The sequence below is a fragment of the Rhizobium sp. LjRoot30 genome (assembly GCF_964253915.1).
In the GTDB taxonomy this organism is placed as follows: domain Bacteria; phylum Pseudomonadota; class Alphaproteobacteria; order Rhizobiales; family Rhizobiaceae; genus Metarhizobium.
The window spans coordinates 87331-113834 of sequence record NZ_CAXUSG020000011.1 but is presented as its reverse complement, the minus strand read 5'-3'; the positions used below and the strand labels follow the sequence as shown (position 1 = coordinate 113834).

Genomic DNA, 26504 nt, shown 5'->3' with positions numbered 1-26504 from the left:
TATTCGATGGAATATCTGGCGCCGACTTCGGGCAAAATCCAACCTATTTGGCTTCGGCGTCGATTCTCACTCTTTGCAGGAGCGCCGGATAGGTAGTCCTGACATCCGACAGCTCGGTCAGATCGATGCCTGGATCGGTCTTCGCCTGGATCGTGATGTCGAGGTTTCGCGCCTCGCCGGCAATGAACCTTTTGACCGCGTCGTCCACCGCACCGGGCTCCTGCGACGAATTCAGGACCTCATTGAGCCGGTTTTCGGCCAACTCGGCCAGCGCTACGCGCTTCTGCCGGATGTCCCCCTCGGTCGATTTCACTATTTCGCCGGCAAGCAGGTCACCCAGGCCCGAATCGATGACCGACAGCGTGACGAACTTGCCCGCAAGGGCAGAAAACGCCGCGCGTGCTTCGGAATGATCGTCGGAAAACAGCGCCTTGCCTGCATTGGTGATTTCCCCGATCAGGAACACGCCCCCGAGATCCTTGCCCGTCAGCGACATTTCGCGAATGCTGACAGTGTCCTGGCCCTCGTTCCATTCGGCGGCAACACGAAACGTCCCCTCGAGATGGGTGCGGCCAACGGCTCGCAAGATCGCCAGGGCAGGATGTTCCAGGTCATCGGGCAGATCGAACTTGAAACCGATGCCCTCGACATCGAAAGAGGTCGGGATGCCATTGTGATGTTTCGCCAGCGCCACGGCGAGAGAAAGGATCTCCAGCCTGACATCACGATCCGGGTTCCCGGGGTGGGGCGCGTTGAAGGCGATGTCTTCAAAGGTGATGCCCGCCGGAGCATCGGCACTCGCCGCGTCGGTTTTCTTGCCAAAAAATGCAATCAGTGCCGAAGCATCGACGTTGCGGGCGGTAAAATTGTCCAACTTCGATGCGCCCCAGGGCGTCTCCCAGCTGATCGAGCCGACGGTCATGGTGGCCGCACGCCCGTCCTGAACATCGTCGAATACGATATCGCTCAGGCTCAACGCGGTGGACTTGAAATGCGCCGCGATCTCTTGCGGCGCCGTGACCGTGACGGAAAGACTGGGGATCGAAATCCTGCGGGCGCGCACCGACGCCAGTTCGCCAAGCGACCCGGAATCAACGAGGCTGCGGAACCGAGCAGTCGTCAGGCTAGAATCCGACTGGTCGATGGCCGAAATCGCCACAGAATAGCCGATCGCTCCCGCCGAAGTGCTCACTTGCACCTCAGGCAGCCGGTCCTGCGCCTCTGCAATCGTTGGGGCCAGCGGAAACAGCACACCGACCAACGCCAAGAATGCGCCGACAGCCCGCCGCACATTGCCGGTTTTCACAAGCATCCCTTGCCCCTGCCACACGGTTTCCATCGCTGTCACTCGACGAAGCAGGAGACCTTGCCCTTCGCTGCCTTGTCTCCACCGTTGTCGCTTATGCTCGCGTCATAGATCTGCAGTTCATACGTGCCTTCATAGGTCCCGTCGCCCTCCTCGCCGACGGGCTTGGTGCGAATCTCCAGTGCGACAGAACCGAACGGCTTGTCACCCAAGCGCTCCTTGTAGAAAAGCAGACGCAAATCCTTGTCATCCAGCCAGTATTGCGGCCGATCGCCGCCGTCGAAAGCGATCGTGCGAAAATCCTCGGCAACAACCCCCTCGAGGATTTCCAGCTTGCCTTTGAGATTGAAGGTCGGGCTGCCCATGCCACGCGTGACGCCGGAGTTCAGCGTAAAGCGAACGGATTTATCCTCGATCGAGCAATCCAGCCCGCCCGATGCAGCCGCAGGCGCTGCCATTGCCATAAGAAAGAGCCCACCCACGAGACCATGCAGGCGCATCAGGCCACTCCACGCACGAGATTGACAATCGGATCCCGAACGGCGCTGTTGCGGCAGGCGGGAGACAGAAACGTCCTTGACGGACAGGCAGTTGTTCATGAAGTCCTCCAAAACGAGCCTACCGGATGTCCACACCCGAAGCTCAACACACATTGCCGGAAAACGGAAATCCCCCCGATTTTATTCAACCCTTTGTCGCAACCACTGTACGCGGCAGGAAGGGCAAGCAACGCCGGCCGGGCACTTTCATTGCTCAATTCGAAAAGTCGGACCGACAAGGGAAATTCGTCAGCCCATCACCCCGGACAAGCCCTACTTCACGTCGCTCGTGAAAAGAGGAATCCAGTCGTTCGGCGCAATACCGCGGCATTCCCCCATCATGCTCAATCCGGTCAGAACGAATTCGGTGCCAGTCCAGGCAAAGCCGCCAAAGACGCCGCAATCGCCGATGCCGCGTCCCCTGGAGAAGAACTCCAGCCGTCCCGTGGCCGAATCGAAGCCCGCATTGACCAGCATGTTTTCCGTGTCGTCGCCGGTTCCCTCCGGGAAGACGACGGGTTTCGCCGTCGACGCATTGTTACCCTCCACCGTCCAGAAGCCGGTCGTGACATTGTAGGCGCCGCGCGAGCAGGCGAGGCCGACAAGCCGGCGATCGCCATCGAGCAGCCAGGCATCGTCCATGGCTGCAAGCTCCTCATCGTCGTCGCAGATGTCGGAACCGGGTTTCAAAATCTCCTGGCGCAAAGCGGCCGTGAACGATTTCTTCTCTTCATCGGACAATCCACCACTCACCGTCTTCGCCGTGATGACCGGCACGGCGACGGCGGCGGGGACATTCGTGCCCTTGCCCTTGCGGATCAGGGCCGACGTCGTGTCCAACCGTCCCTGCTGCTCGTCGATCCACAACATGGCGGCGACGGAGCCGGAAAGCGAGATATCTGCCGTCATCTCGGGAGCGGTGACCGTCAGCTTGGTCGCCTTGCGGGAGGCATCCAGGAACGCGCTGATTTCGGCGGGCTGGAGGGTCAGGGAAACTGTGCCGCTATCGGTATCCGACTGCTCGGCCTGTGCTGCGACGGGAAAATCCGTCTCGTCAAGCTTGAGCTTGAGCGGCGTCGAGAGCGTCTTCCAGTCGCCGAGCACACGCAGAAGAAGTTTGACGGGCGCATCCGGCCCGGCAGCCCGCTCCAGCCGCAGATAGGCAATCGAACTGTCGTCTTCACGCGGCAGGGATAGCGCGGCGCAGTTCTTGATGTTGTCGCATCCGGCCTGCCAGTCCCCGAACCCCTTCAACTCCCCGTCCATCGCTGCCGCCGCCGTCGACAGCAAGACGAGACCCGCCGCCACAACCTTTGCCTTGAGAACGTTCGTGACCCCACCCCTGGTTTTGCACCGCATCGTTGTCCTCTTCCCTTGTCCGAGAAAACGTGAAAATCCCCTGCTGTCGCGCACTATCCATGACGGCATGCGGTCTGGCAACATGAACCGCGGTTCTCAAAAGATGCAATCAGCAGACGCGAAAGACCTATTCCCGAAAACGATCGGCCGGAGCATAGTCTCGCACACCTGAGAATCTGGACGTGCTGCTTTTCTCAAGCGGCGAACGCCCGAGCCAGCCCAACGAAACCGAGAAAGAACAGAAGATGCGTAGTTCGAAAATCGTCCATGTCGTCACCTGCCATGCGGAAGGTGAAGTCGGGGATGTCATCGTCGGTGGCGTCGCCCCGCCGCCCGGCGACACTGTCTGGGAACAGTCGCGCTGGATCGCCAAGGACCAGACCTTGCGAAACTTCGTCCTCAACGAACCGCGCGGCGGCGTCTTCCGTCACGTCAACCTGCTCGTTCCGCCCAAAAACCCGAAGGCCCAGATGGGCTGGATCATCATGGAGCCGGAGGACACGCCGCCGATGTCGGGTTCGAACTCGATCTGCGTCTCGACCGTGCTTCTTGACAGCGGCATCATTCCGATGACCGAACCTGTGACGCGGATGGTTCTCGAAGCACCGGCCGGGCTGGTCGAGGTCGAGGCGGAATGCCGCAACGGCAAGGCGGAGCGGATCACCGTCACCAATGTCAAAAGTTTTGCCCAGAAGCTCGGCGCGACCCTCGATGTGCCCGGCATCGGCAAACTCACCGTCGACACCGCCTATGGCGGAGATAGTTTCGTTGTCGTCGATGCGGAAGAAATCGGCATCGACCTTTCGCCCGAGAATGCCCGGACGATCGCGGAAACCGGCATCAAGATCACCAATGCGGCCAACCAGCAGCTTGGCTTCTCCCATCCCGAGGATACGGGTTGGAACCATATCTCCTTCTGCCTCTTCGCCGGCCGGCCGTATCGCGAAAACGGTCAACTGATGGCCAAGTCGGTCGTCGCGATCCAGCCGGGCAAGATCGACCGGTCCCCGACGGGCACGGCCGTCTCGGCGCGCATGGCGTTGCTGAATGCCCGCGGCGAACTCGGGGAAGGCGAAACCCTGACGGGCGTTTCGATCATAGGCACGAAATTCATCGGCAAGATTGTTCGGGAAACCACGATTGCGGACCAGAAGGCGATCGTGCCGTCGATCACCGGCAGCGCATGGATCAGCGGCACCGCACAACTGATGCTCGACCCTTCGGATCCTTTCCCCGGCGGCTACCGCCTCTCGGATACCTGGCCCAGGATCAAGTGAAAGGCTGACATGCCGGAACGTGTCGCGGCAACAACCCCGCGGCACCCGATGATTTTCCCGGCTGACCGAATCGTCTCGACTGTTCGGCAGCCAGATTAATCATCCCTTGTTTGCGCCATATCAACGACCGCCCCCGGCGAACGTTCCAAATGCTGCTGCAATGATTTGCGGGAGCCACCTTGGAATGAAACTTCTCCGTCTTGTCCTTTTGCTCTGCGCCGGCGTGTTCCTGGCGGGCCACGCCAGCGCACGCACGGTGTTGCAGGAGTACCTGCCGGCCGTCACGGCCGCGGACCTCGTGCCGGGGGCGGACAGTTTTGGGCCGGTACGTGACGACCTCGCGGTCGCCCCGGTCATGAAAGGTGGAGAGACCGTCGCCTGGGTCTTCATCACCTCCGATTTCGTCGGCACCACCGGCTATTCCGGCAAGCCGATCCATACGCTCGTGGCCGTCGGGCCGGATGCAAAAATCATCAGCGTGCGGCTGGTGAAACATTCGGAACCCATCGTTCTCATCGGCATTCCCGAAGCCAAGGTGAAGGCGCTGGTTGCCGGTTATGCCGGCCTCGACCTTGCCGCCGAAGCCAAGTCCGGCGGCACGGCACATGAGGTCGACATCATCTCCGGCGCAACGGTGACGGTGATGGTGATCGACGATTCGATCGTCCGTTCCGGCCTGAAAGTGGCGCGCGCGCTCGGCCTCGGCGGCCTGGCCCGCGAAGCGGAAGATGCCGGCCCCCGTTTCGAGATCGATCCGGCCGCCGCCGCGCCGGCCGACTGGATCGAGGCGGAAGGCGATGGAACGCTGCGCCGCCTGTCGCTCGACGTGGCGCAGGTCAATGCCGCCTTTGCCGAACATCCCGACATACGCGCCCGCGAACGCGCGATCGCCGAACCGCCCCAGACCACCTTCATCGACATGCAGGCAGCGCTGGTTTCGGTTCCCGCCATCGGCAAGGCGCTGCTCGGCCCGGCCGAAGAGGCCAATCTCAAGACCTGGCTGCGCGACGGCGAGAATGCCATCGCCGTGATGGGACGCGGTCTTTATTCCTTCAAGGGCTCGGGTTATGTGCGCGGCGGCATTTTCGACCGTATCGTGCTGATCCAGGACGATATTTCCGTGCGCTTTCGCGACCGTGATCACCGGCGGCTCGGCGGGATAGCCCTTGCCGGCGCTCCGGAATTTACCGAGACGGACCTCTTCCGCATTCCCGCCGGCCTCGGCTTCGATCCGGCAAAACCCTTCCGTATCCAGCTTCTGGCGCACCGCGAGGTCGGGCCGATCGAAAAGGTCTTCCACACCTTCGACCTCGGTTACCAGCTGCCGCAGAAATACCTGCTCGCCGTCGCGCCGCCGGCCAAGGAGATCACCGTCGTTGCCGATCGCGACGAAGGCACGGCCCAGGCCGACCTCTGGAAACGCATCTGGCAGGATTCGAAACTGAAGATCGGTGTTCTCGCCACCATGCTGGTGGTGCTCACAGGGGTTTTCTTCTTCCAGACCTATGCGGTCAGGAATGCAAAGGCCTTCTACATCTTCCGGATCGTCTTCCTGACGGTCACCCTGGTCTTCCTCGGCTGGTACGCCAATGCGCAGCTCTCGGTCGTCAATCTGATGGCGTTGTTCGGCAGCCTGGTGACCGGTTTCAGCTGGCAGGCGTTCCTGCTGGATCCTCTGACCTTCATCCTGTGGTTCTCGCTGGCGGCGGCCCTGCTGTTCTGGGGGCGCGGCGCCTATTGCGGCTGGCTCTGCCCCTTCGGCGCGCTGCAGGAACTGACCAACCAGATCGCCCGCAAGCTGCGCATTCCGCAATGGACGCTGCCCTGGGGCCTGCATGAGCGGCTATGGCCGATCAAATACATGATTTTCCTCGGTCTCTTCGGCGTCTCGCTGATGAGCGTCGAACAGGCCGAGCATCTGGCGGAGATCGAGCCGTTCAAGACGGCGATCATCCTCAAGTTCATCCGCGCCTGGCCCTTCGTTGCCTATGCGGTGGCGCTGCTGGTGGCCGGGCTCTTCGTCGAGCGGTTCTATTGCCGCTACCTCTGCCCGCTGGGGGCGGCACTGGCGATCCCGGCGCGCATGCGCATGTTCGACTGGCTCAAGCGCTACCACGAATGCGGAAATCCCTGCCAGACCTGCGCCAACCAGTGTCCGGTGCAGGCCATCCACCGCACCGGCGAGATCAACCCGAACGAATGCATCAACTGCCTGCACTGCCAGGTTCTCTACCAGTCCGAATCCGTCTGCCCCGTGGTGATCAAGAAAATGAAGTCGCGGGCCAAGCTTGCGGCGAGTTCCGGGGCACCGCCGATCCAACAACCCGTAGCAAAAGTCTAACAGAAAGAGGAACCGATCATGGAATCGAAGGAAAACAAAGGACTGAGCCGTCGTGCGCTGTTCAGCGCCACGGCCGGCAGCGCCGTGCTCGCCGGCGCGATGACACCGGCTGCACTCGGCCTTGGCGCGGCAAGCCTTGCGACCCCGGCCCGCGCCGCCGCGGGAGCCGACGGCTCCGTCGCTCCCGGCAAGCTGGACGACTACTACGGCTTCTGGTCCTCGGGCCAGAGCGGCGAGATGCGCATTCTCGGCATTCCCTCGATGCGCGAGCTGATGCGGGTGCCGGTGTTCAACCGCTGCTCGGCGACCGGCTGGGGCCAGACCAACGAATCGATCCGCATCCACCAGCGCACGATGACGGAGAAGACGAAGAAGCAGCTTGCCGCCAACGGCAAGAAGATCCACGACAACGGCGACCTGCACCACGTCCACATGTCCTTCACGGACGGCAAGTATGACGGTCGCTATCTCTTCATGAACGACAAGGCCAACACCCGCGTCGCACGCGTGCGCTGCGACGTGATGAAGACGGATTCCATCCTGGAAATCCCGAATGCCAAGGGCATCCACGGCCTGCGCCCGCAGAAATGGCCGCGCTCGAACTACGTCTTCTGCAATGGCGAGGACGAAGCGCCGCTCGTCAACGACGGCAAGACGATGACGGACGTGGCGACCTACGTGAACATCTTCACGGCCGTCGATGCCGACAAGTGGGAGGTGGCCTGGCAGGTCAAGGTCTCCGGCAATCTCGACAACTGCGATGCCGACTACGAGGGAAAGTGGGCGTTCTCGACCAGCTACAACTCGGAAATGGGCATGACGCTGGAAGAAATGACCAAGTCCGAGATGGACCACGTCGTCGTCTTCAACCTCGCCGAGATCGAGAAAGCCATCGCCGCCGGGCAATACGAGGAGATCAACGGCGTCAAGGTGGTGGACGGGCGCAAGGAGGCCAAGTCGCTCTTCACCCGCTACATCCCGATCGCCAACAATCCGCACGGCTGCAACATGGCGCCTGACAGGAAGCACCTGTGCGTCGCCGGCAAGCTGTCGCCAACGGTCACCGTGCTTGACGTCACGAAGTTCGATGCCCTGTTCTATGACAATGCCGAGCCGCGCAGCGCCGTGGTGGCGGAGCCGGAACTGGGTCTCGGGCCGCTTCACACCGCCTTCGACGGACGCGGCAATGCCTATACCTCGCTGTTCCTCGACAGCCAGGTGGTGAAGTGGAACATCGACGAGGCGATCCGCGCCTATGCCGGCGAAAAGATCAACCCGATCAAGGACAAGCTCGACGTCCAGTACCAGCCTGGCCACCTGAAGACCGTGATGGGCGAAACGCTGGATGCTGCGAACGACTGGCTGGTGTGCCTGTGCAAGTTCTCGAAGGATCGCTTCCTGAACGTCGGTCCTCTGAAGCCGGAAAACGACCAGCTCATCGACATCTCCGGTGACAAGATGGTGCTGGTGCATGACGGCCCGAACTTCGCCGAGCCGCATGACGCGATCGCCGTCGCCCCTTCGATCCTGCCGAACATCCGCTCGGTCTGGGATCGTCAGGACCATCTCTGGTCCGAGACGCGCAAGCAGGCGGAGGCCGATGAGGTCAACATCGACGAATGGACCGACACGGTTGTGCGCGACGGCAACAAGGTGCGCGTCTACATGACCTCGGTGGCGCCGAGCTTCAGCCAGGAAAGCTTCACGGTGAAGGAGGGCGACGAAGTGACGATCATCGTCACCAATCTCGACGAGATCGACGACCTGACCCACGGCTTCACTATGGGCAATCACGGCGTGGCGATGGAAGTCGGGCCGCAGCAGACGAGTTCCATTACCTTCGTCGCGGCCAATCCGGGCGTCTACTGGTATTATTGCCAGTGGTTCTGCCATGCCCTGCACATGGAAATGCGCGGCCGGATGTTCGTGGAACCGAAGGACGCCTGACCGATGCGCCTGTCCGCTCTGCTGATCGGTCTTCTTCTCGCTTCGCCGCTTGCGGCGGCGGAGCATGCGGTCGTGCCGGGTCCGGGCAGTCTTGCCGTTGCCATTGCCGGGGCTTCGCCCGGCGATGTGCTGAAACTGACCGACGGGGCCTATGCCGGCCCCGTCACCATCGACCGGCCGCTGACAATCACCGGCCCGCGCAGTGCGGTGGTCGATGGGCTGGGACAGGGTAGCGTGCTGACGATCGCTTCACCGGACGTGACGCTTTCGGGCTTTACCGTCACCGGTTCGGGACGCGTGAACCAGGACCTCGATTCAGGGGTGAAGATCGTCAAGGGCGCCGACCGTGCCCGCATCGAAGGACTGCTGGTCACCGGCAACATGCACGGCATCGACGTCCATGGCGGCCGCGATACCACCGTCTCCGGCAACGAGATCGTCGGCACCGACAGCCCGCGCATGAACGAGCGCGGCAACGGCATCTATGTCTGGAACAGCCCCGGCACCCTTCTGGAAAACAACACCATCCGCTACGGCCGCGACGGCATCTTTTCCAATGCCAGCGCCAACAGCATCTACCGCGGCAACGTCATGCGCGACCTGCGGTTTGCCGTGCATTTCATGTATACGCGCAACACCGAGGTTTCCGGCAATATCTCGATCGGAAATCACCTGGGGTTCGCCATCATGTTTTCCGATCGCGCCAGGATCCGCAACAATCTCAGCCTTGGCGACCGTGAACACGGGCTGATGCTGAACTATGCCAACAATGCCGATGTTACCGGCAACCTGGTACGCGGCGGCACGAAGAAATGCGTGTTCATCTACAACGCCCACAAGAACCTCATATGGGACAATCGTTTCGAAGGCTGCGGCATCGGCATTCATTTCACCGCCGGCTCGGAGAAGAATGTCCTGACCGGCAACGCCTTCATCGCCAACCGCGAGCAGGTGAAATATGTCGGCACCCGCAACATGGAATGGAGCCATGAGGGTCGCGGCAATTTCTGGTCGGACCATCCGGCCTTCGACCTCAACGGCGACGGCGTCGCCGACAGCTTTTATCGGCCCAACGACCTGATGGACCAGATCCTCTGGTCGCAGCCGGCGGCAAGCCTGCTTATCGGCTCGCCCGCCGTACAAATCGTGCGCTGGAGCCAGCGGGATTTTCCCGCGACCCTGCCCGGAGGCGTGCGCGACAGCGCGCCGCTGATGCGGCCACTGAGCATATCCGTCCCGTCCGAAATCCTTGCCTACGAGGCCGAGGCTGCCGGGCGCTGGACCGAAGGAAATCATGATGACACCGACACTGACACTCTCTCGGCTCACTAAGCGCTTCGGCGACGTGGAAGCGCTGAAGGCGGTCTCCCTGACGCTGGAGCCGGGAAAGCGCGCCGCCCTGCTCGGCCACAACGGCGCGGGCAAATCGACGCTGATGAAGATCGTGCTCGGGCTGATCCCGTACGATGGCGGCGAGGTTTCGGTCTGCGGCGCAGCGCCGGGTTCGCCGTCGGCGCGGGCGCAGGTGGCCTATCTGCCGGAAAACGTCGCCTTCCACCCGGCATTGACGGGAGAGGAGCAGCTTCGCCACTATCTGGCGCTCCGCGGCGAAAGCCCGCGCCAGGCCATGGAACTCCTTGCACGCGTGGGGCTGGGGCATGCGGCGCAGCGGCGGATCGGCACCTATTCCAAAGGCATGCGCCAGCGTGTCGGCCTCGCCCAGACATTGATCGGCCGCCCCCGCCTGCTGGTGCTGGACGAGCCGACGTCCGGCCTCGATCCGGTATCGCGGCGCGACTTCTACGATCTGCTCGACGGCCTTTCCGCCGAAGGAACGGCGATCCTGCTCTCGTCGCATGTGTTGACCGAGGTCGAAGCCCGTACCGACAGCATCCTCATCCTTTCCGGCGGGGAACTGGTGGCGGAAGGCACGCTTGCCGCCCTGCGCGCCCGCGCCGCCCTGCCTGTCGCCTTCTCTGTGCTTCCCGCAGCCGGTCACGAGACATCGCTGGCGGCCGCCTTTCCGGAGGCGACTGCCGGCCCGGACGGCCATCTGCGCCTGTCCTGCACGCAGGCGGAAAAGCTGCCGCTCCTTGCCCGGATTGCAGCGTTTGGGGAGGCCGTTGCCGATCTCGATGTCCTCCCACCCAGCCTCGAGGATATCTACAGCCATTTCAGCCGGAGGGACGGGCAATGAACCGCATCCTCGCCACCGCGATCAGCGAATTCCGCATCGCCTTCCGCAACCGCTGGGTCTCCATCGCCACCGGCATGATGGTGCTGTTTGCACTGGTGCTTGCCGCCGCCGGCTCGGCCCCGACCGGCGATGTCGGTGTCGACCGGCTGTCCGTGACGGTTGCTTCGCTGACCTCGCTGGCTGTCTATCTGGTGCCGTTGCTGGCGCTTCTCATGAGTTTCGATGCGGTCGCAGGCGAGGTGGAGCGCGGCACGCTGCCGCTTCTCCTCACCTACCCCGTCTCGCGCCTGCAGATCCTGCTCGGCAAGCTTCTGGCGCATCTGACGATCCTCGCCCTTGCGGTCACGCTGGGTTATGGCGCTGCTGCGCTGGTCGCGGTCTGGTCCGATCCGGGTGCGATCCAGGGCCTCGGCGCGCTGTGGCGGCTGATCTGGTCTTCGGTGCTGCTCGGCGCGACCTTCCTTGGCGCGGGTTACACGCTTTCGGCGCTGGCGCGGCGGCCCTCGGGTGCCGCAGGGCTGGCGATAGCCCTCTGGCTGGTTGCCGTCGTGCTCTACGACCTCGCGCTCCTGGCACTGATCGTCACGGACGGCGGCGGAGCCTTTACCACGCAGGCCTTGCCCGTGGCCCTGCTCGCCAATCCGGCCGACGCCTTCCGTGTCTTCAATCTGTCGGCGGCGGAGGCAGTTGCAGCCGCCGGCGGCATCGGTGGGGCGGCCGGCGCCATCCCGCTCTGGCAATCGGCCGCATCGCTTCTCCTCTGGCCGCTGGCCGTCATCGGCTTCGCCGTCGCAGCCTTCAGGAAGGTAACGCCATGAGAGTTTTTCTTCGCCCCCTGATGCTCGTCGCAGCCCTCCTGCTTCTGTCGGCCTGCAGGCAGGAGGCGGCACAGAATACCACGCCGCAGGACATGACGCCCGAGACGCTTGGCCATTATTGCCAGATGAACCTGCTGGAACATCCCGGCCCCAAGGCCCAGGTTTTTCTCGAGGGCAATGCTGCGCCACTGTTTTTCAGCCAGGTGCGCGATGCCCTCGCCTATATGCGCGGGCCTGAACAGGTCGCTCCGATCCTCGTCTTGTATGTCAACGATATGGGGGCGGCCGGGGCGACATGGGACCGGCCGGGCGACGGCAACTGGATTGCCGCCACCGGGGCCTTCTATGTCGTCGGTTCCGCCCGCATGGGCGGCATGGGCGCGCCGGAGACCGTACCCTTTTCCAGCCGGGAGCGCGCCGAGGCCTTTGCCCTTGCCGAGGGCGGCCATGTGCTGACATTGAACGACATCACCGATGACATGGTCCTGGCACCGGTCGAAACCGGAGCGGACCATACGGCCGACGACGCGGATTTCGGCGACCGCTTGCGTGCCCTGCCCAACAAAGCCGGAGGTTGACCCATGCCTGTAACCCGCCGTCGCCTGATCGCGATTTCCGCCGCCCTGGCCCTTCTTCCTGTCGCCGCCCGTGCAACGACAACGGCAAGCCCTCGCCTCTGGACGGGACAGGCACTCGGCGCACGTGCCTCCATCCGTCTCGATCATCCCGACGCGGAGGCCATCGCCGCCCGTGTCATGAAAGAAATCGACCGGCTGGAAAACATTCTCAGCCTCTATCGTTTCGAGAGTGCCCTTTGCCGGTTGAACCGGGAAGGCCATCTCGAAGCCCCGCCCTTCGAACTTCTGGAATGCCTGTCCCTGGCCGGCGCGGTGCATCGGGCGAGCGGCGGACGCTTCGATCCGACCGTGCAGCCGCTCTGGGCGCTCTGGGCCGAAGCCGCCGCCGGTGGCCGACAACCGGAAGCGCAGGCCATCGAGGCGGCACGCGAAAAGACCGGCTGGAGCAAGGTGGTGCTCGACCCCGGCGAAATCACCCTGCAGCCGGGCATGGCGCTGACGCTGAACGGCATCGGCCAGGGGTATGTCGCAGACCGGATCGCCGCCCTGCTGGAATCCGAGGGACTGACGGACATCCTGATCGATACGGGTGAGTTCCGCGCCCTCGGCGGCAAACCGAACAGCGGTGGCGCCCTCGAACAAGGCTGGCCGGTGCGGCTGGAGACGGGTGAACGCCTGTCGTTGCGCCAGCGCGCGCTCGCCACCTCCGCCCCACTGGGCACGACCTTCGACCAGGCCGGAAGAGACGGCCATATCCTCGATCCGGCGACCGGGATGCCGGCGCAAGCGCGCTGGCGTTCGATTTCGATCTCGGCCCCTTCGGCAGCGATTGCCGACGCGTTGACGACGGCGGGATGCCTGATGGCGGATTCCGCCGCACTCCTCACCATGCTCGATGGCTTCGAACACGCCCGCCTGGAAGCAGCGGCATAACCGCATATCAGCGGCAACAAAAAGAAAAACCGCCGGATCAATTCGGCGGTTTTTCATGTTGCGGCTGATTTGCTTGGGAGGATCAGATCATTCTGCGGCGAGTTGCTTCGGGCTCAGGCGCAGCGCGGCAGCGCGGCGATGGCCTTCGAGCTGTTCGGTGGCGCTCTGGCGAACGGCGGCCGGAGCAACCGCGGCCACGCCGCGCTCGTCAAGCCACTGATGGGTGGCGATCTTCACGTAGGAGCCGACCCACAGGCCGCCAGTGTAACGGCCCGCCGCCATGGTCGGCAGCGTGTGGTTGGTACCGGAGCACTTGTCGGAATAGACGACGCTGGCCAGTTCGCCGATGAAGATGGAGCCGTAGTTGCGCAGCTTCTTCGCCGTTGCATGCGGGTCGCGTGTGTGGACCTGCAGATGCTCGGTCGCGATGTAATCGGCATAGGCGATCATCGTCTCTTCGTCGTCGACCACGGTAACTTCGCCGTAGTCTCTCCACGCAACGCCGGCGACGGCGGCCGTCGACAGGGTTTCGAGCTGCTTCTCGACTTCCTTGATCGTCTCTTCAGCCAGCTTGCGGTCTGTCGTTACGAGGCCGACGCGGGTGCGGACGTCATGTTCGGCCTGGGCCAGCATGTCGGTCGCAAGCATGACCGGATTGGCGGTCTCGTCGGCGACGATGAAGATTTCGCTCGGACCGGCCAGCTGGTCGATACCGACCTGGCCGAAGACCTGGCGCTTGGCTTCGTTGACGAAGGCATTGCCCGGGCCGACGATCTTGTCGACGGCCGGAATCGTCTCGGTGCCGTAGGCCATGGCGGCAATCGCCTGGGCGCCGCCGACACGGAAGATGCGGTCTGCACCGGCGAGGTGGCAGCCGGCAATCATTGCCGGGTGGGCGTTCGGCGGCAGGCAGGCGATGACCTGGTCACAGCCGGCAACCTTGGCCGGGACAATCGTCATGACCGGCGCGGATAGCAGCGGATAACGACCGCCCGGAACGTAGCAGCCGACGATCTCGATCGGGATGACGCGATGGCCGAGGTGAAGGCCCGGCAGGCTTTCGATTTCGAGCGGCAGGATGGTGCCGAGCTGCGCTTCGGCAAAACGGCGGACGTTTGCGATTGCAAACTCGGTGTCTTCGCGCGTCTGCGGATCGAGGTCGGCGACAGCCTTGAGCTTCTCTTCCTCGGTGACTTCGAAGTTGGCGACATCGGCCTTGTCGAAGGCGATGGAATATTCACGAACGGCGGCATCGCCCCGTTGGCGGACATTGGCGATGATGTCCTTCACAGTTTTTTCGACCGGTGCCGTATCGGAGACGGCGTCCCGGGTCGGTTCCTTGATCTGGGTAAATTTGCCTTTCAGCGCATCGAGACGCGACGTCATCAAAACCTCCTATGCGGGATGATCGGCGCCAGCATCTTCCAAGCGCGACTGTCCGGCAATTGCCCACAAACCACATGTTCATTATATTCACCACCGTGACCGATGTTCAACCGCTTCCGGTATCCCGATGGTGTTTGGGGTGTCATTGTCGGCCAACGAGACGAAACAGGATACGCATTCATGCCTAAAATTGGTAGCAAGCTTCGCGAACTTCGTCGCCGTCGAGACCTGGGTGTCCGGGAGCTTGCTGCGCGTTCGGGCATCTCCCATTCCACCATCTCGCTGATTGAGCGGGACCGGATGAGCCCATCGATAGACACGCTCGGCGCGGTACTCGACGCGCTGGGCACGACGCTCCCCGGTTTTTTTTCCGACCTGCAATCCAGTCTTCCCTACTCGCCCTTCTATGCTTCGGAAGACCTGGTGGAGATTGGAAAGGTTGACACAATTTCCTACCGTGTTGTCGGCCTCGATCACCCCAACCGGCAAATGCTGATGTTGCACGAGCGTTATGCGCCCGGAGCCGACACCGGCGAGGAATTCACCCACGCGGCGCAGGAGGCCGGCATGGTGCTGTCCGGCCTCGTCGAGGTCACCGTGGGCAACCAGAAGAAGGTGCTGAAACCGGGGGACGGCTACTATTTCGACAGCCGCATGCCGCATCGTTTCCGCAATGTCCATGACGGCCAGAGCGAGATTTTGAGCGCGATTACCCCGCCGACTTACTGATCGTTAACACTCTGGAAGGGGTGGTGAGTATAGTGACCGCAACGGTTAACCCCGCTTCCCAAAGTTTCTAAACGTGCTTTCCTAGTGGCCGGTTGACAACACGAAGGGGAGCGTCCTGTGAACATCTTCAAAGCGACTATCATTGCATCCACCATCCTGATGGCAGGCGGTCTCAGTGCGCAGGCACGGGATCTGACCGTCGTGTCCTGGGGCGGAAATTTCCAGGATGCGCAGCGTAAAATTTTCTTCGAACCCTTTGCGGCCGAGACCGGCAAGCCGGTTCTCGACGAAAGCTGGGATGGCGGTTACGGCGTCCTGCAGGCCAAGGTGAAGGCCGGCGTTCCGAACTGGGATGTCGTTGAAGTCGAAGCCGAAGAACTGGCGCTGGGTTGCGCCGACGGCATCTACGAAAAGATCGATTGGGAAAAGCTCGGCGGCAAGGATGCCTATCTTCCTGCGGCAGTGAGCGAGTGCGGCGTCGGCAACATCGTTTGGTCGACCGGCCTTTCCTACGACGGCTCGAAGCTCGCCGAAGCGCCGAAGACCTGGGCCGACTTCTGGGACACGAAGAAGTTTCCCGGCAAGCGCGGCTTCCGCAAGGGTCCGAAATACGCCCTCGAATTCGCGCTGATGGCTGACGGCGTTCCTGCCGATCAGGTCTATGAAGTTCTGGGCGGCGAAGGCGGTGTCGACCGGGCGTTCAAGAAGCTCGATGAGCTGAAGGCCGATATCATCTGGTGGGATGCCGGCGCGCAGCCGCTGCAGCTGCTCTCCTCCGGCCAGGTCGTCATGACCTCCGCCTACAATGGTCGTATCAGCGGCATCAACCGGGCTGAAGGCACCAAGTTCGGCTTCGTTTTTCCGGGCAGCGTCTACGCCATCGACAGCTGGGTCATCCTGAAGGACAGCCCGAACAAGGACGCAGGCATGGATTTCATCGCCTACGCCAGCAAGGCTGAAAACCAGGCCAAGCTTCCGGAGTTCATCGCCTACGGCCTGCCGAACCTCGGCGCGACCAAGCTGGTGCCTGAACAGTTCCAGAAGGAGCTTCCGACCACCGACGAAAACATCAGCGGCGCCATCGCTCTCGATGTCGACTTCTGGACCGACAACTCGGAAGAGCTGACCCAGCGTTTCAACGCCTGGCTCGCCCAGTAAGCGCAAGCCTTCTCACGCCGATATCCGTTGCCCGAACCGGGCAACGGAACACCCCTCCGATGTCGGAGGGCAGGTCGTCTTATCCAAACGAACGTAGGTCACGATGAGCGACGCGCTTATACATTTCGACAAAGTCAGCAAAGTGTTCGGTATCATGACCGTTGTTGACAATCTCGACCTTTCGATTGGCAAGGGAGAGTTCGTCAGCATGCTCGGGCCTTCCGGTTCCGGCAAGACGACACTCCTGATGATGCTGGCGGGCTTCGAGACCCCGACCAGCGGCAGCATTTCCGTCGCCGGCAAGCGCGTCGATGCCTTGCCGCCCCACAAGCGCAACATGGGCGTCGTTTTCCAGAATTATGCGCTGTTTCCCCATATGTCCGTCGCCGAGAACGTCGCATTTCCGCTGAAGATGCGGGGCGCCTCCCGGAGCGAAATCGTCGAGCGCGTTACAAAAGCCCTCGACATGGTGCAGCTGGGCGCCTTCCACGACCGTCGGCCGATCCAATTGTCCGGCGGCCAGCAGCAGCGCGTCGCATTGGCCCGCGCCCTGGTCTTCGAACCTGAAGTGGTGTTGATGGACGAGCCGCTCGGCGCTCTCGACAAGAAGCTGCGTGAACAGATGCAGATGGATATCCGCGATATCCATCATCGCCTTGGGCTGACGATCGTGTTCGTCACCCACGACCAGACCGAAGCCCTGACGATGTCGGACCGGATCGCGATCTTCAACCACGGCAAGATCGAGCAGATCGGCGGCCCCTCCGAAATCTACGACCGCCCGAAAACCCAATTCGTCGCCGAGTTTATCGGTGAGACCAACCTGCTCAGCGGCAAGGTGTCGTCGGTCTCGAACGGTCTCCTGAACGTCACGCTGGAAGGCGGCCAGGCGATCCGGGTGGCATCCACCGCCGGCCTGGAGCCCGGAAAACACGTCAAGGTTTCGGTCCGCCCGGAGCGGATAGACCTCGGCCCCTCCGGTGAAGGCCAGAACGAACTGAAGGTCCGGGTGACCGACGTCGTCTATCACGGCGATCATCTTCAGGTTCAGGTCGATGCCGGCAGCCGCTCGCTTGTGGTCAAGACGCCCCGCAATGCGATGACATCCCAGATTGGGCAGGAGGTGACCGCGTCGTTCAGCCCCGAACAATGCTGGATCGTCGCATGACCGGACAGTCGTGGTTTTCCAAACGCGCCAAGTCGTTCGCGCTGATAGCGCCGCTTGCGCTTTTCCTGATTTTCTTCTTCGCCGCGCCCCTCGTCACGATGATGAAGACGGCGGTTTCCGATCCGGTCGCTTCGAGAGCTTTGCCGACAGTATCCGGCGCGCTGCAGGGTTGGGACCGCGCAAGTACGCCATCGGCTGAGGCGCAAGAGGCACTCGCGGATGATCTCCGCAACATCACCGATGACGAGCTTTTCGGTGATCTGGTCCGTCGCCTGAACAGTGCGAAGTCCGGATTTCGCACCCTGATGGTGAAGACGCGCAAAGCCGTGGCCGAAGATCAGGCGGTGGTCGATCTAGTGGCGGTCGACAAGCGGTGGAGCGAGCCGGCCTTCTGGATCGCGGTGCAAGACGCCGCAGGCGCTTCGCTGACGGACAGAAACCTTCTGGCTGCCGTCGATCTGCAGCGCGATAGCGGTGGCGACATCGTCAGCGCGCCGGAAGGTACGTCGGCCAATCGGACGACACTCTTCCGGACCATGATCATGGCCGGCATCGTCACCCTCTGCTGCATTGCCGTCGGGCTGCCTTTTGCCATGGTCGCCGCCTCGACGACCGGCTGGAAACGCCAACTGCTCCTCGGCGCCGTGCTGCTGCCCCTCTGGACATCGCTGCTGGTGCGGACCGCCGCCTGGTACATCATCCTGCAGGACAACGGCCTGATCAACCTGACGCTTCAGACACTGGGGTTGACGAGCGGACCCGTGCCGCTGATCTTCAACCGGCTCGGCGTCGTGATTGCCATGACGCATGTGCTGCTGCCTTTCATGGTGCTGCCGATCTTCAGCGTGCTCATCGGCATTCCGAAGAACCTGATGCCGGCCGCAGCTTCGCTCGGCGCGCCGCCGATCCGGGCATTCCTGCTGGTATTGCTGCCGCTGAGCCTGCGCGGCGTCGTCTCGGGAGCCCTGCTCGTGTTCATGAGTGCGCTGGGCTACTACATCACGCCTGCCCTGATCGGCGGCGCCAAAGACCAGATGATCAGCTCGGTGATCGCCTATTACGCCACCGGCGCAGCAAACTGGGGCATGGCCGGCGCGCTCGGCATCGTCCTCCTGGCCGCAACCATGATCCTCTATGTCGTCTATCTTCGCCTGTCGTCCGAGGAGGCGCGCGCATGAGAACGCTTCCCATCGGCAAGGCCGTCTTCGGAACGGCGGTCGTCATCTTCCTGATGGCTCCGTTGTTCGCGATCCTCCCGCTCGCCTTCACCGACAGCATCTTTCTGAACTATCCGATCCCCGATTTTTCGTTCAGGTGGTTCCATGAGCTGTTCACCGCCAATGCCTGGCGGCGGTCGATCATCAACAGCCTGTTGATCGGCACCGGCACGACGATCCTTGCAACTGTTCTCGGCACCATTGCGTCGCTCGGATTGCGCGGCAATTCGGCGTCGCTGCTGTTCAGCGTCTTCCGCACCGTTTTCCTGCTGCCCATGGTCGTTCCGGCGGTCGTGCTTGGCGTCGGCATGCAGCTGATGTTTGCCCAGTATGGTCTCGCCAACACCTATGTCGGCGTCATCATCGCCCACACGGTCATCGCCATCCCCTTTGTTGTCGTCAATGTCAGCGCGGCACTTCAGGGCATCGATCGCCGTCTTGAGAACGCTGCGGCGAGCCTGGGCGCATCGCCCGCCGTCGTGCTGCGCCAGGTGACCTTGCCGCTGGCGATGCCGGGCATCGTCTCCGGCGCGGTGTTCGCTTTCGCGACGTCACTTGATGAAGTCGTTCTGACGCTGTTTGTCGCCGGCCCCAACCAGCGGACGGTTGCCCGCCAGATGTTTTCGACCATCCGGGAAAACATCAGCCCCGCAATCGCTGCCGCTGCGTTCCTCTTCATCGTCGGAACGGTTGTCATCGCCGGTCTGGTTCTGCTGGCTCAGAAGAAGAGCCAGCGGGCATAAACGGGAACGAAAAGCGCAGGAAGCCGGCGCGAACGCAGGCTATTCGGTGGAAATGTCCGCCGTCGCCAGGGAATATGTCGTCCGCGACCTGTCGATATGGACGGTGAGACAGGCAAGTGCGGCGTCCAGATCGTTGCCCCGCAGCTTTTCGACAATCTCGCCATGCTCTTCAAACGAGCGATCGGTATGATGCGGCTTGACGGACAGATGCGTGCGAAGCGCTGCAATCTTGGCCTGCATCAGGTCGTAGGTATCGAGAAACAGCCTGTTGCCGCAGCACTGGAAGATGACGTTATGGAAAGCGGTATCTTCGGCGAGATAGGCTTTTACATCATCTCGGCCACGCGCCTCTTTCATCCGCTCGACCACTTTGGCCAGATCGGCGACCAGCCGGTCGCATGCCCGCTCGAACGCCATGCGCAGGGCAGCGGTTTCCAGTGTCTGCCGCCATTCGCAGATATCGGCCACTTCCTGGCCGGATAGCGTGAACACCGTCGCACCGCGCTGTGCAGCGATCCTGACCAGTCCCTCGGTCTTCAGTTGCGCAAGCGCCTCGCGCACCGGTGTCTTCGAGACGCCGAAGGCGGCAGCGAGATTGCGCTCGGACAGTTGCTGGCCAAGCGCCAGTTCGCCGGAGACGATCAGTTCCCTGAGCTGGGCCGCCACCGTATCGACAAGCGATGGCGGCCTTTCGATTGGACGCATGCAGTTTCCCCCAAAGGGCAATGGCGGTCGTCACGAACGCGACCGATTCCGCCGTTGATAGCACGAAACAACGCGTCTAAGGCAATGGGGGAAGCGGCGGGATCAGATCCGGCCGAACTCGGCGAGCAAGTCTTCCACAGTCTTGCCCTTCTTCACCCATTGCCGCGTCGCTTCCTCGCGGTCGGCCTGTTCCTTCGCCAGCGTCAACACCTCGTCCGCCTTGGCCAGCGGCACGACGACGACACCGATCGTATCCGCCACGATGAAATCGCCCGGATTGACCACGACACCGCCGCAGGAGATCGGAACATTGATCGACAGTTCCTCCTTGCGGCCCGAAAACATCGTATGCGTGCCGCGCACGGTGATCGCCCGCGTCCAGATCGGCCAGCCGAGATCCTCGAGCTCGTCGATATCGCGGCCGGCGCCATCGACGATCATGCCGCGAATGCCACGGTTCTGGGCAAGGCCGCCCATCAGGCCGCCGCAGACCGAGGTTTCCGTATCGCCCCCGGCATCGACCACGATCATGTCACCCGGCTGGCCCATTTCCAGCGCCTTGAGCGGATCGACCAGATCGCCCTTGGAAAGCTGCACGGTGATCGCCTGCCCCACCGCCTTCGCCTTGAACGGCGCCTTGATGGCAGAGGACATGACGCCTGTCCGGTACATGACGTCGGCGAAGACACAGGAAATGGAGTAGACGGGTAGAAGTTCGTCGAACCGGGCAAGCAGGTCCGGCCTGCGGTCGAAATCCTCGAAAACTTTCAACATGGCAGTATCCTTCAGGCAATTTTCTTGAGCTGGCCGAGCAGATCGACCGAATTGACGGGATTGAGCGGGTGAATGCCGGTCAGCACGCGCGCCACTTCGCTTGCGGCGATCTCGCGGGCCGAGCGGATGGATTCCTCCGAGTAGTAGGCGGAATGCGGCGTCACCAGCACGTTGGGCAGCGAAAACAGCGGATTGTCCGCCGGGTTCCAGGCGGCGCGCTTGGCAGGCTCCTCCTCCGGGTCGTCCAGCCCTGCGGCGAGAACCTTGCCGGAGAGCAGCGCCTGATAGAGCGCCTTGTTGTCGATGGTCGGGCCACGTCCGGTGTTGATGACGATCGTGCCGGACTTCATGGCGGCGAATTCCGCTTCGCCGAGGAAATGATGCGTCTCCGGCGTCATCGGCACCTGCATCATGAGGATATCGGCCCGCGCGAGCAGTTCATCCTTGCCGACCCGGGCAACACCATGGGCCGCCAGCACGTCGTCCCCGACGTAAGGGTCATGAACCACGATCTCTACGCCGAAGGCGCGGGCGCGTTCGGCAATCGCCTGTCCGATCTTGCCGAACGAAACGATGCCAAGGGTGCGGCCACGCAGGCGATAGACGGGCTGGCCGGACTGCCAGCGCCAGATGCCCTGATGTGTCGCCCGGTCGTACTCGACCAGCCGCCGGGCGCAGGCGAGCCAGAGCGCGACGGCATGATCGGCCACCTCCTCGGTGCAGTAATCGCGCACGTTGGTGACCAGAACCCCTGCCCCGGTTGCCGCCTCGACATCGACGATATCGACGCCCACGCCATAACGCGCGATCACCTTGCAGCGGCTCATCGCCGCTATGGTGCGCGCGCCGACGCGGGCATACTGGTTCATGATCGCATCGCATGTGCGGGCCGCGTCGATCAGCTCATCTTCGGACTTGGCTTGCAGTCCAATGACGTCGATACCCTGCGGCTCGAGGATCGAGCGCTCGATATCGAGGTTTCCATAATCGTAGTCCGTGATGACGGCTGTCAGACGCGGCACGTGTCTTCTCCTCAAACGTAAGCGCCGGCCGAATAGGTCAGCTCATAGGAGTGGCTGTAGAGTTCAACGATGTTGCCGAAGGGATCCTCGCAATAGACCATGCGGTAGGGTTTCTGGCCGGGGAAATAATGGCGAACCTGCTTCATGCGCTGCTTGCCGCCATACTGCTCGATGAGCTTGATGCGGTTTTCGAGATCGGGATCCTGGACGCAGAAGTGGAAGAGCCTCGCACGCCAGTATTCGAACGGGCCGTCTTCCTGCTTGGTCTGCGGAAACTCGAAGAGTTCGACGCCGATCCCGTCATTGGTCGCGAGATGGGCGATGCGGAAGCTGCCCCAGCCCTCGCCGAACACGTCGTCGCACATGACGCCGATGGCGCTGTCGTCATGGTTGATCGTCGTCGGCGCCATGATGAGGTAGAGGCCGAGCGCCTTGGTGTAGAACTCCACGGCGCGGTCAAGATCGGGGACCGTGATGCCGATATGGCTGAAGGATACGGGAGGTGTCGTTTGGGTCATGGTTTTCTCCTTGTTTGAATGGATCGGGTGATGCCGCCTTCAAGACGCTTTAGGCGCCAATGAAACGGCGGACGAGCAAAGTCGGCTCTCCCTTGCGAAATTGGTCGGTGACAGTCGGACGGAGGTCGGATCGAGATCCACGGTCATTTCTCCTTCCGGCCCATCAGGCGCGAAAGCCGGCGGGACAGTTCCGGCCGCCACATGTCGACACCGACGGCCAGCAGGATGATCGCGCCGAGAATGATGTTCTGGATCGAGGATGGCACGGCATTGAGATTGAGGCCGTTCTGCACCACGACGATCAGGAAGGAACCGGCGAGCGTCGCCAGCACATTGCCACGCCCGCCCGACAGACTGGCGCCGCCCACCACCGCTGCCGCAATCGCCTGCAGTTCCAACGTCTGGCCATAGTTCGGCGAGCCGGAATTGAGGCGTGCGGCCATCAGGATCGCGCCAACCGCCGTCATGAAGCCGGCAATGACGAAGGCGATCGTCTGGATGCGCTGCACCTTGATGCCGGAAAGCCTGGCGGCCGAGGCATTGCCGCCCACCGCATAGATTTCGCGGCCGGTGCGTGTCCGCCCCATGAAGACGGCGGCTACTGCGTAGAAAACAATGATATAGATGAAAGGCAGCGGGATACCGGCGAGCGTTCCGTAAAAAATCGGCTCCAGCCGCGGGTCGAGCGAGAAGATCGGCGAACCATTGTTGAACAGCAGCGCAATGCCGCGGAAAGCAATGAGGCCGGCAAGCGTCGTGATGAAGGACGGAATGCGCAGATAGGCCGAGACCACGCCGTTGAACCCGCCGATCACCACGCCGACGAAAAGCACGGCGACAATCGCCAGTTCCAGCGGCAAGCCGAGGTCGCGGATCGCGACGGCCAGAATCATCGTCAGCAGCGCCACCATCGAGCCGGAGCTGAGATCGATGCCGCCGGTAAAGATGACGATGGTCGCGCCGACGGCGATCAGCGCGACGATAGAGGCCTGCAGGCTGAGATTGGCAAGGTTGCCCGGGTCCAGAAACCGGCTCGAGGTCAGCGCAACGATGGCAGTGACCAGGACGAGGGCGACCAGCGGTCCGATAAGCTGGGGATCAAGCCGGAATTTCATGCAATGCTCCGTGTTCTGAAACCTCGTCGGCGGACGCCTTGACGAGATCGGTATGGTTGAGCGCAGCAGCCGGCGCGACCCGCACCACGGATCCATGGCGGACGATGGCGATGGTGTCGCTCATGGCCAGCAGTTCTTCATGGTCCGAGGAGATCAGGATGACCGCCTTGCCTTCGGAGGTCAGCCGGTTGATCAGGTCGTAGATCGCCAGCTTGGCGCCGATATCGATGCCCTGCGTCGGTTCATCGAGGATCAGCACGCGGGCACCCGTCATCAGCCAGCGCGCCAGGATCACCTTCTGCTGGTTGCCGCCGGAGAGATGGCCGACCAGCTTGTCCGGCGCGGCTTTGGTGATTTCGAGTTGCTGGCCCATCCGCCGCGCATTCAGGTACTCATGTTCGAGGCTGAGAAGTCCCCGCAGCTTGATGCGATCGAGGCTGGCGACCGAGATGTTCGCCTTGCCGGTGAAATTGAAGAAAAGGCCATCGAACTTGCGGTTCTCGGAAATCAGCGCCATGCCGGCAGCGATCGCATCCGATGGCGCCCTGATCTTAACCGGATGGCCGTCGATCAAAATTTCTCCCTCGGTGAGACCGTCGACGCCGAACAAGGCACGGGCAATTTCGGTTCGGCCCGCGCCCAGAACGCCGCCGAGACCGAGGACCTCGCCGGCGTGCAAGGTCAGGTCGACCTTGCTGACGCCCTGGCGCGTGGAAATGCCCTTCGCTTCGAGCACGACCGTGTCTGTGGCATTGTTGACCTTGGGATAATGCTCCTTCACATCGGAGCCGATCATCGCCGAAACGATCCGGTCGATCTTCACCTCCGTCGCGCCCGCTGCGCTGACGACCTTTCCGCCGCGCAGAATGGTGACGTCGTCGACGAGGCTGACGACTTCATCCAGCCGGTGCGAGACATAAAGAAGCGACGCTCCCTGATCGCGCATGCGGCGAAGCAGGGCGTGCAATTGCGCGATCTCGTCCAGCCCCAGCGCCGCCGTCGGCTCATCGAGAATCATCAGGCTTGCGCCTGTCGCCACGGCCTTGGCGATCTCGACCATCTGCTGCTGGGCGACAGACAGGCTGCCGACGATTTCTTCCGGATCGATCTCGACCCCCAGCCGACCGAGAATGTCGACGGTCTCGCTGACGACCTTCTGCCAATCGACCAGGCCGAAACGGCCTGTCGGCATGCGGCCGAGAAAGATGTTCTCCGCCACCGAGAGGGTGGGGACGATGGAAAACTCCTGAAAGACGGTGGCGATGCCCGCGCTCCGCGCCGCGATCGGATCGGAGAACGATACCTCGCGCCCGTGAATGCGGATCTCGCCGCTATCCGGCCTCTGGACGCCGGAGAGTGTCTTGATGATGGTCGACTTGCCGCTGCCGTTTTCGCCGAGAAGACCGTGGATGCGGCCCGGATACATGGCGAAGCTGACCGCGTCATTGGCGAGCACGCCGGGATAACGCTTTGTCACATCGATGACCTCGAGCACCGGACGGGGCGAGGCTAAGGCTGATTGGACAGTCATCGCGACTTCGATCCCAAACCTGAAAACTGGCTATTTCGAAAGAAAGGTTCCGGGCCGGCCGAACCGGCCCGGAGTGATGGCTAGTTAGTAGGCCTTCGACGGCTTGGGATAGAGCATATCAGGCTGCTTGAGCACGGCGAGTGCGCCGGCCTTGTCGACAACGGTGGTCGGCACTTCGATGAAGCCGCCGGCAAACTTGCCTTCCAGCGCGTCCAGCGTCGCCTTGGCGGCCCACTGGCCCATCAGATAGGGGCTGGTGTTGACGGTTGCGGTGATGGAACCGTCATTGACCTGCTCCAGGCCACCGGTGTCGCCATCATTGCCGAGGATCATCAGGTCGGTTCGACCGGCGGCCTTGGCGGCAAGGGCGGCGCCGATCGCCATGTAGTCATTGGCAGCGAAGATGACGTTCACTTCAGGGTGCGACTGCAGGATATCCATGCCGGCGGTGTTGCCGCCTTCGACATTCCACTTGCCATCGATCGAGGTCACGACCTTGATGTTGGCAGCGGTCTTGATGCCATCGAGAAAGCCCCCGACACGCTCCGTCGAGTGATAGCCGGGTTGGCCTTCGATCACACCGACATTGACGTCCTTGCCGCCGGCCTGCTTCACCGCCCATTCGGCAAGGGCAAGGGTGCCGCTGCGCTGCTTGTAGCCGACGACGCCGTGGATCGGCGTCGGGAAGTTCGGAATATCCGAGTTGATCATCACCACGGCAATGCCCTTGTCGACCGCCTGTTTGATCAGCGGGGCGGCAGCAGCTTCGTCATGCGTGCCGAAGATGATGGCATCGACATCCTGGGTCAGGACGTCCTGGATCATGCCCATCTGGCCGTTGATGTCGGCGCCGCTCTGCGGGGCCAGCATGAAGGTCTCGATGCCGCGTTCTGCGGCCACCGACTTGATGCCCTCGCCGATGGCCATGTAATAGTTGAATTCGGTCGCGGGTGGCATGTAGGCGATGCGAAACGGCGTCGTCGCCTTGATGCTGGAGATTGGCGCCTGCGCGCCGTCCTTGAGCGGGGTGGGCGCAGCGTAATCGGCAGCAAGCGCACCGCCTGCAACGCTGGCGGAAAGGGCGATGGCCGCAGCCATCACGAGCGATTTCAATCCTGTCTTCATCTTCTCCTCCTGATCAAA

At 62.5% G+C, this 26504-nt stretch carries 24 protein-coding genes; 13 read left to right on the top strand and 11 right to left on the bottom strand.

The genetic code is table 11. The features are described 5' to 3' along the window. Positions 1 to 43: 43 nt before the first annotated feature. The 3 genes from ACSQ3I_RS20725 to ACSQ3I_RS20715 all read right to left on the bottom strand — a co-directional run bounded on the left by ACSQ3I_RS20725 (position 44) and on the right by ACSQ3I_RS20715 (position 3153). Complete coding sequence (locus ACSQ3I_RS20725) at positions 44 to 1339, bottom strand: hypothetical protein (protein ID WP_436001956.1); 1296 nt, start codon at positions 1337 to 1339, stop codon at positions 44 to 46. A gap of 5 nt (positions 1340 to 1344) precedes the next feature. Beyond that, positions 1345 to 1905 (bottom strand): hypothetical protein, encoded by a 561-nt coding sequence (locus tag ACSQ3I_RS20720; RefSeq protein ID WP_436001954.1) that lies wholly within the window; start codon positions 1903 to 1905, stop codon positions 1345 to 1347. A 213-nt stretch (positions 1906 to 2118) separates the two neighbouring features. Continuing rightward, on the bottom strand, positions 2119 to 3153 hold the full coding sequence (locus ACSQ3I_RS20715) for a DUF1176 domain-containing protein (RefSeq protein WP_436001952.1): 1035 nt from the start codon (positions 3151 to 3153) through the stop codon (positions 2119 to 2121). Between the two features lie 296 nt (positions 3154 to 3449). Here ACSQ3I_RS20715 and ACSQ3I_RS20710 point away from each other — a divergent pair, with 296 nt between their 5' ends. From ACSQ3I_RS20710 to ACSQ3I_RS20675, 8 genes are all read left to right on the top strand, one after another. Further along, a complete protein-coding gene (locus tag ACSQ3I_RS20710) occupies positions 3450 to 4481 on the top strand; it encodes a trans-3-hydroxy-L-proline dehydratase (protein ID WP_436001950.1) in 1032 nt (343 codons plus the stop codon). Positions 4482 to 4665: 184 nt separating this feature from the next. Next, positions 4666 to 6822, top strand: coding sequence for a 4Fe-4S binding protein (locus tag ACSQ3I_RS20705; RefSeq protein ID WP_436001948.1), 2157 nt, complete (start codon positions 4666 to 4668; stop codon positions 6820 to 6822). An 18-nt stretch (positions 6823 to 6840) separates the two neighbouring features. Then, complete coding sequence (gene nosZ, locus ACSQ3I_RS20700; protein WP_436001946.1) at positions 6841 to 8769, top strand: TAT-dependent nitrous-oxide reductase; 1929 nt, start codon at positions 6841 to 6843, stop codon at positions 8767 to 8769. A 3-nt stretch (positions 8770 to 8772) separates the two neighbouring features. Continuing rightward, positions 8773 to 10101, top strand: coding sequence for a nitrous oxide reductase family maturation protein NosD (locus ACSQ3I_RS20695; protein ID WP_436001944.1), 1329 nt, complete (start codon positions 8773 to 8775; stop codon positions 10099 to 10101). Continuing rightward, the gene (locus ACSQ3I_RS20690; protein ID WP_436001943.1) at positions 10064 to 10966 is read left to right on the top strand and encodes an ABC transporter ATP-binding protein; all 903 of its coding nucleotides are present in this window, start codon (positions 10064 to 10066) and stop codon (positions 10964 to 10966) included. Before ACSQ3I_RS20695 ends, ACSQ3I_RS20690 begins: the two co-directional genes overlap by 38 nt. Continuing rightward, positions 10963 to 11784, top strand: a complete 822-nt coding sequence (locus ACSQ3I_RS20685; protein ID WP_436001941.1) for an ABC transporter permease — start codon at positions 10963 to 10965, stop codon at positions 11782 to 11784. Before ACSQ3I_RS20690 ends, ACSQ3I_RS20685 begins: the two co-directional genes overlap by 4 nt. Further along, positions 11781 to 12362, top strand: a complete 582-nt coding sequence (locus ACSQ3I_RS20680) for a nitrous oxide reductase accessory protein NosL (RefSeq protein WP_436001939.1) — start codon at positions 11781 to 11783, stop codon at positions 12360 to 12362. Before ACSQ3I_RS20685 ends, ACSQ3I_RS20680 begins: the two co-directional genes overlap by 4 nt. Positions 12363 to 12365: 3 nt before the next feature. Then, entirely contained in the window at positions 12366 to 13295 is a 930-nt protein-coding gene (locus ACSQ3I_RS20675; RefSeq protein WP_436001937.1) for an FAD:protein FMN transferase, read from the top strand. 87 nt (positions 13296 to 13382) lie between these two features. Here the strand turns inward: ACSQ3I_RS20675 and hisD are convergent, their stop codons facing one another. Continuing rightward, entirely contained in the window at positions 13383 to 14681 is a 1299-nt protein-coding gene (hisD, locus tag ACSQ3I_RS20670) for a histidinol dehydrogenase (protein ID WP_436001935.1), read from the bottom strand. Positions 14682 to 14861: 180 nt separating this feature from the next. Here hisD and ACSQ3I_RS20665 point away from each other — a divergent pair, with 180 nt between their 5' ends. The 5 genes from ACSQ3I_RS20665 to ACSQ3I_RS20645 all read left to right on the top strand — a co-directional run bounded on the left by ACSQ3I_RS20665 (position 14862) and on the right by ACSQ3I_RS20645 (position 19696). Beyond that, positions 14862 to 15410: a cupin domain-containing protein gene (locus ACSQ3I_RS20665; protein WP_436001933.1), complete on the top strand. Its 549-nt coding sequence runs from the start codon at positions 14862 to 14864 to the stop codon at positions 15408 to 15410. Positions 15411 to 15527: 117 nt separating this feature from the next. Next, a complete protein-coding gene (locus ACSQ3I_RS20660; protein WP_436001931.1) occupies positions 15528 to 16568 on the top strand; it encodes an ABC transporter substrate-binding protein in 1041 nt (346 codons plus the stop codon). Positions 16569 to 16671: 103 nt separating this feature from the next. Next, positions 16672 to 17736: an ABC transporter ATP-binding protein gene (locus ACSQ3I_RS20655; RefSeq protein ID WP_436001929.1), complete on the top strand. Its 1065-nt coding sequence runs from the start codon at positions 16672 to 16674 to the stop codon at positions 17734 to 17736. Continuing rightward, entirely contained in the window at positions 17733 to 18914 is a 1182-nt protein-coding gene (locus tag ACSQ3I_RS20650) for an ABC transporter permease (RefSeq protein WP_436001927.1), read from the top strand. The genes ACSQ3I_RS20655 and ACSQ3I_RS20650 overlap by 4 nt, the downstream gene beginning before the upstream one ends. Continuing rightward, the gene (locus tag ACSQ3I_RS20645; protein WP_436001925.1) at positions 18911 to 19696 is read left to right on the top strand and encodes an ABC transporter permease; all 786 of its coding nucleotides are present in this window, start codon (positions 18911 to 18913) and stop codon (positions 19694 to 19696) included. Before ACSQ3I_RS20650 ends, ACSQ3I_RS20645 begins: the two co-directional genes overlap by 4 nt. Positions 19697 to 19735: 39 nt before the next feature. On the opposite strand, the gene ACSQ3I_RS20640 is transcribed toward ACSQ3I_RS20645, so the two are convergent. From ACSQ3I_RS20640 to ACSQ3I_RS20610, 7 genes are all read right to left on the bottom strand, one after another. Beyond that, a complete protein-coding gene (locus tag ACSQ3I_RS20640) occupies positions 19736 to 20401 on the bottom strand; it encodes a GntR family transcriptional regulator (protein WP_436001923.1) in 666 nt (221 codons plus the stop codon). Positions 20402 to 20503: 102 nt separating this feature from the next. Next, positions 20504 to 21175, bottom strand: a complete 672-nt coding sequence (locus tag ACSQ3I_RS20635; RefSeq protein WP_436001921.1) for an RraA family protein — start codon at positions 21173 to 21175, stop codon at positions 20504 to 20506. Positions 21176 to 21186: 11 nt separating this feature from the next. Next, positions 21187 to 22197 carry a C-terminal binding protein gene (locus tag ACSQ3I_RS20630; RefSeq protein WP_436001919.1) on the bottom strand — a complete coding sequence of 337 codons (1011 nt, stop codon included), beginning with the start codon at positions 22195 to 22197 and terminating at the stop codon, positions 21187 to 21189. An 11-nt stretch (positions 22198 to 22208) separates the two neighbouring features. Beyond that, positions 22209 to 22715: a lactoylglutathione lyase family protein gene (locus ACSQ3I_RS20625; RefSeq protein ID WP_436001917.1), complete on the bottom strand. Its 507-nt coding sequence runs from the start codon at positions 22713 to 22715 to the stop codon at positions 22209 to 22211. Between the two features lie 143 nt (positions 22716 to 22858). Continuing rightward, positions 22859 to 23830 (bottom strand): ABC transporter permease, encoded by a 972-nt coding sequence (locus ACSQ3I_RS20620; protein WP_436001915.1) that lies wholly within the window; start codon positions 23828 to 23830, stop codon positions 22859 to 22861. After that, positions 23814 to 25361 carry a sugar ABC transporter ATP-binding protein gene (locus ACSQ3I_RS20615; RefSeq protein WP_436001913.1) on the bottom strand — a complete coding sequence of 516 codons (1548 nt, stop codon included), beginning with the start codon at positions 25359 to 25361 and terminating at the stop codon, positions 23814 to 23816. The genes ACSQ3I_RS20620 and ACSQ3I_RS20615 overlap by 17 nt, the downstream gene beginning before the upstream one ends. An 84-nt stretch (positions 25362 to 25445) precedes the next feature. After that, positions 25446 to 26486 (bottom strand): sugar ABC transporter substrate-binding protein, encoded by a 1041-nt coding sequence (locus ACSQ3I_RS20610; protein WP_436001911.1) that lies wholly within the window; start codon positions 26484 to 26486, stop codon positions 25446 to 25448. Between the last annotated feature and the right edge of the window lie 18 nt (positions 26487 to 26504).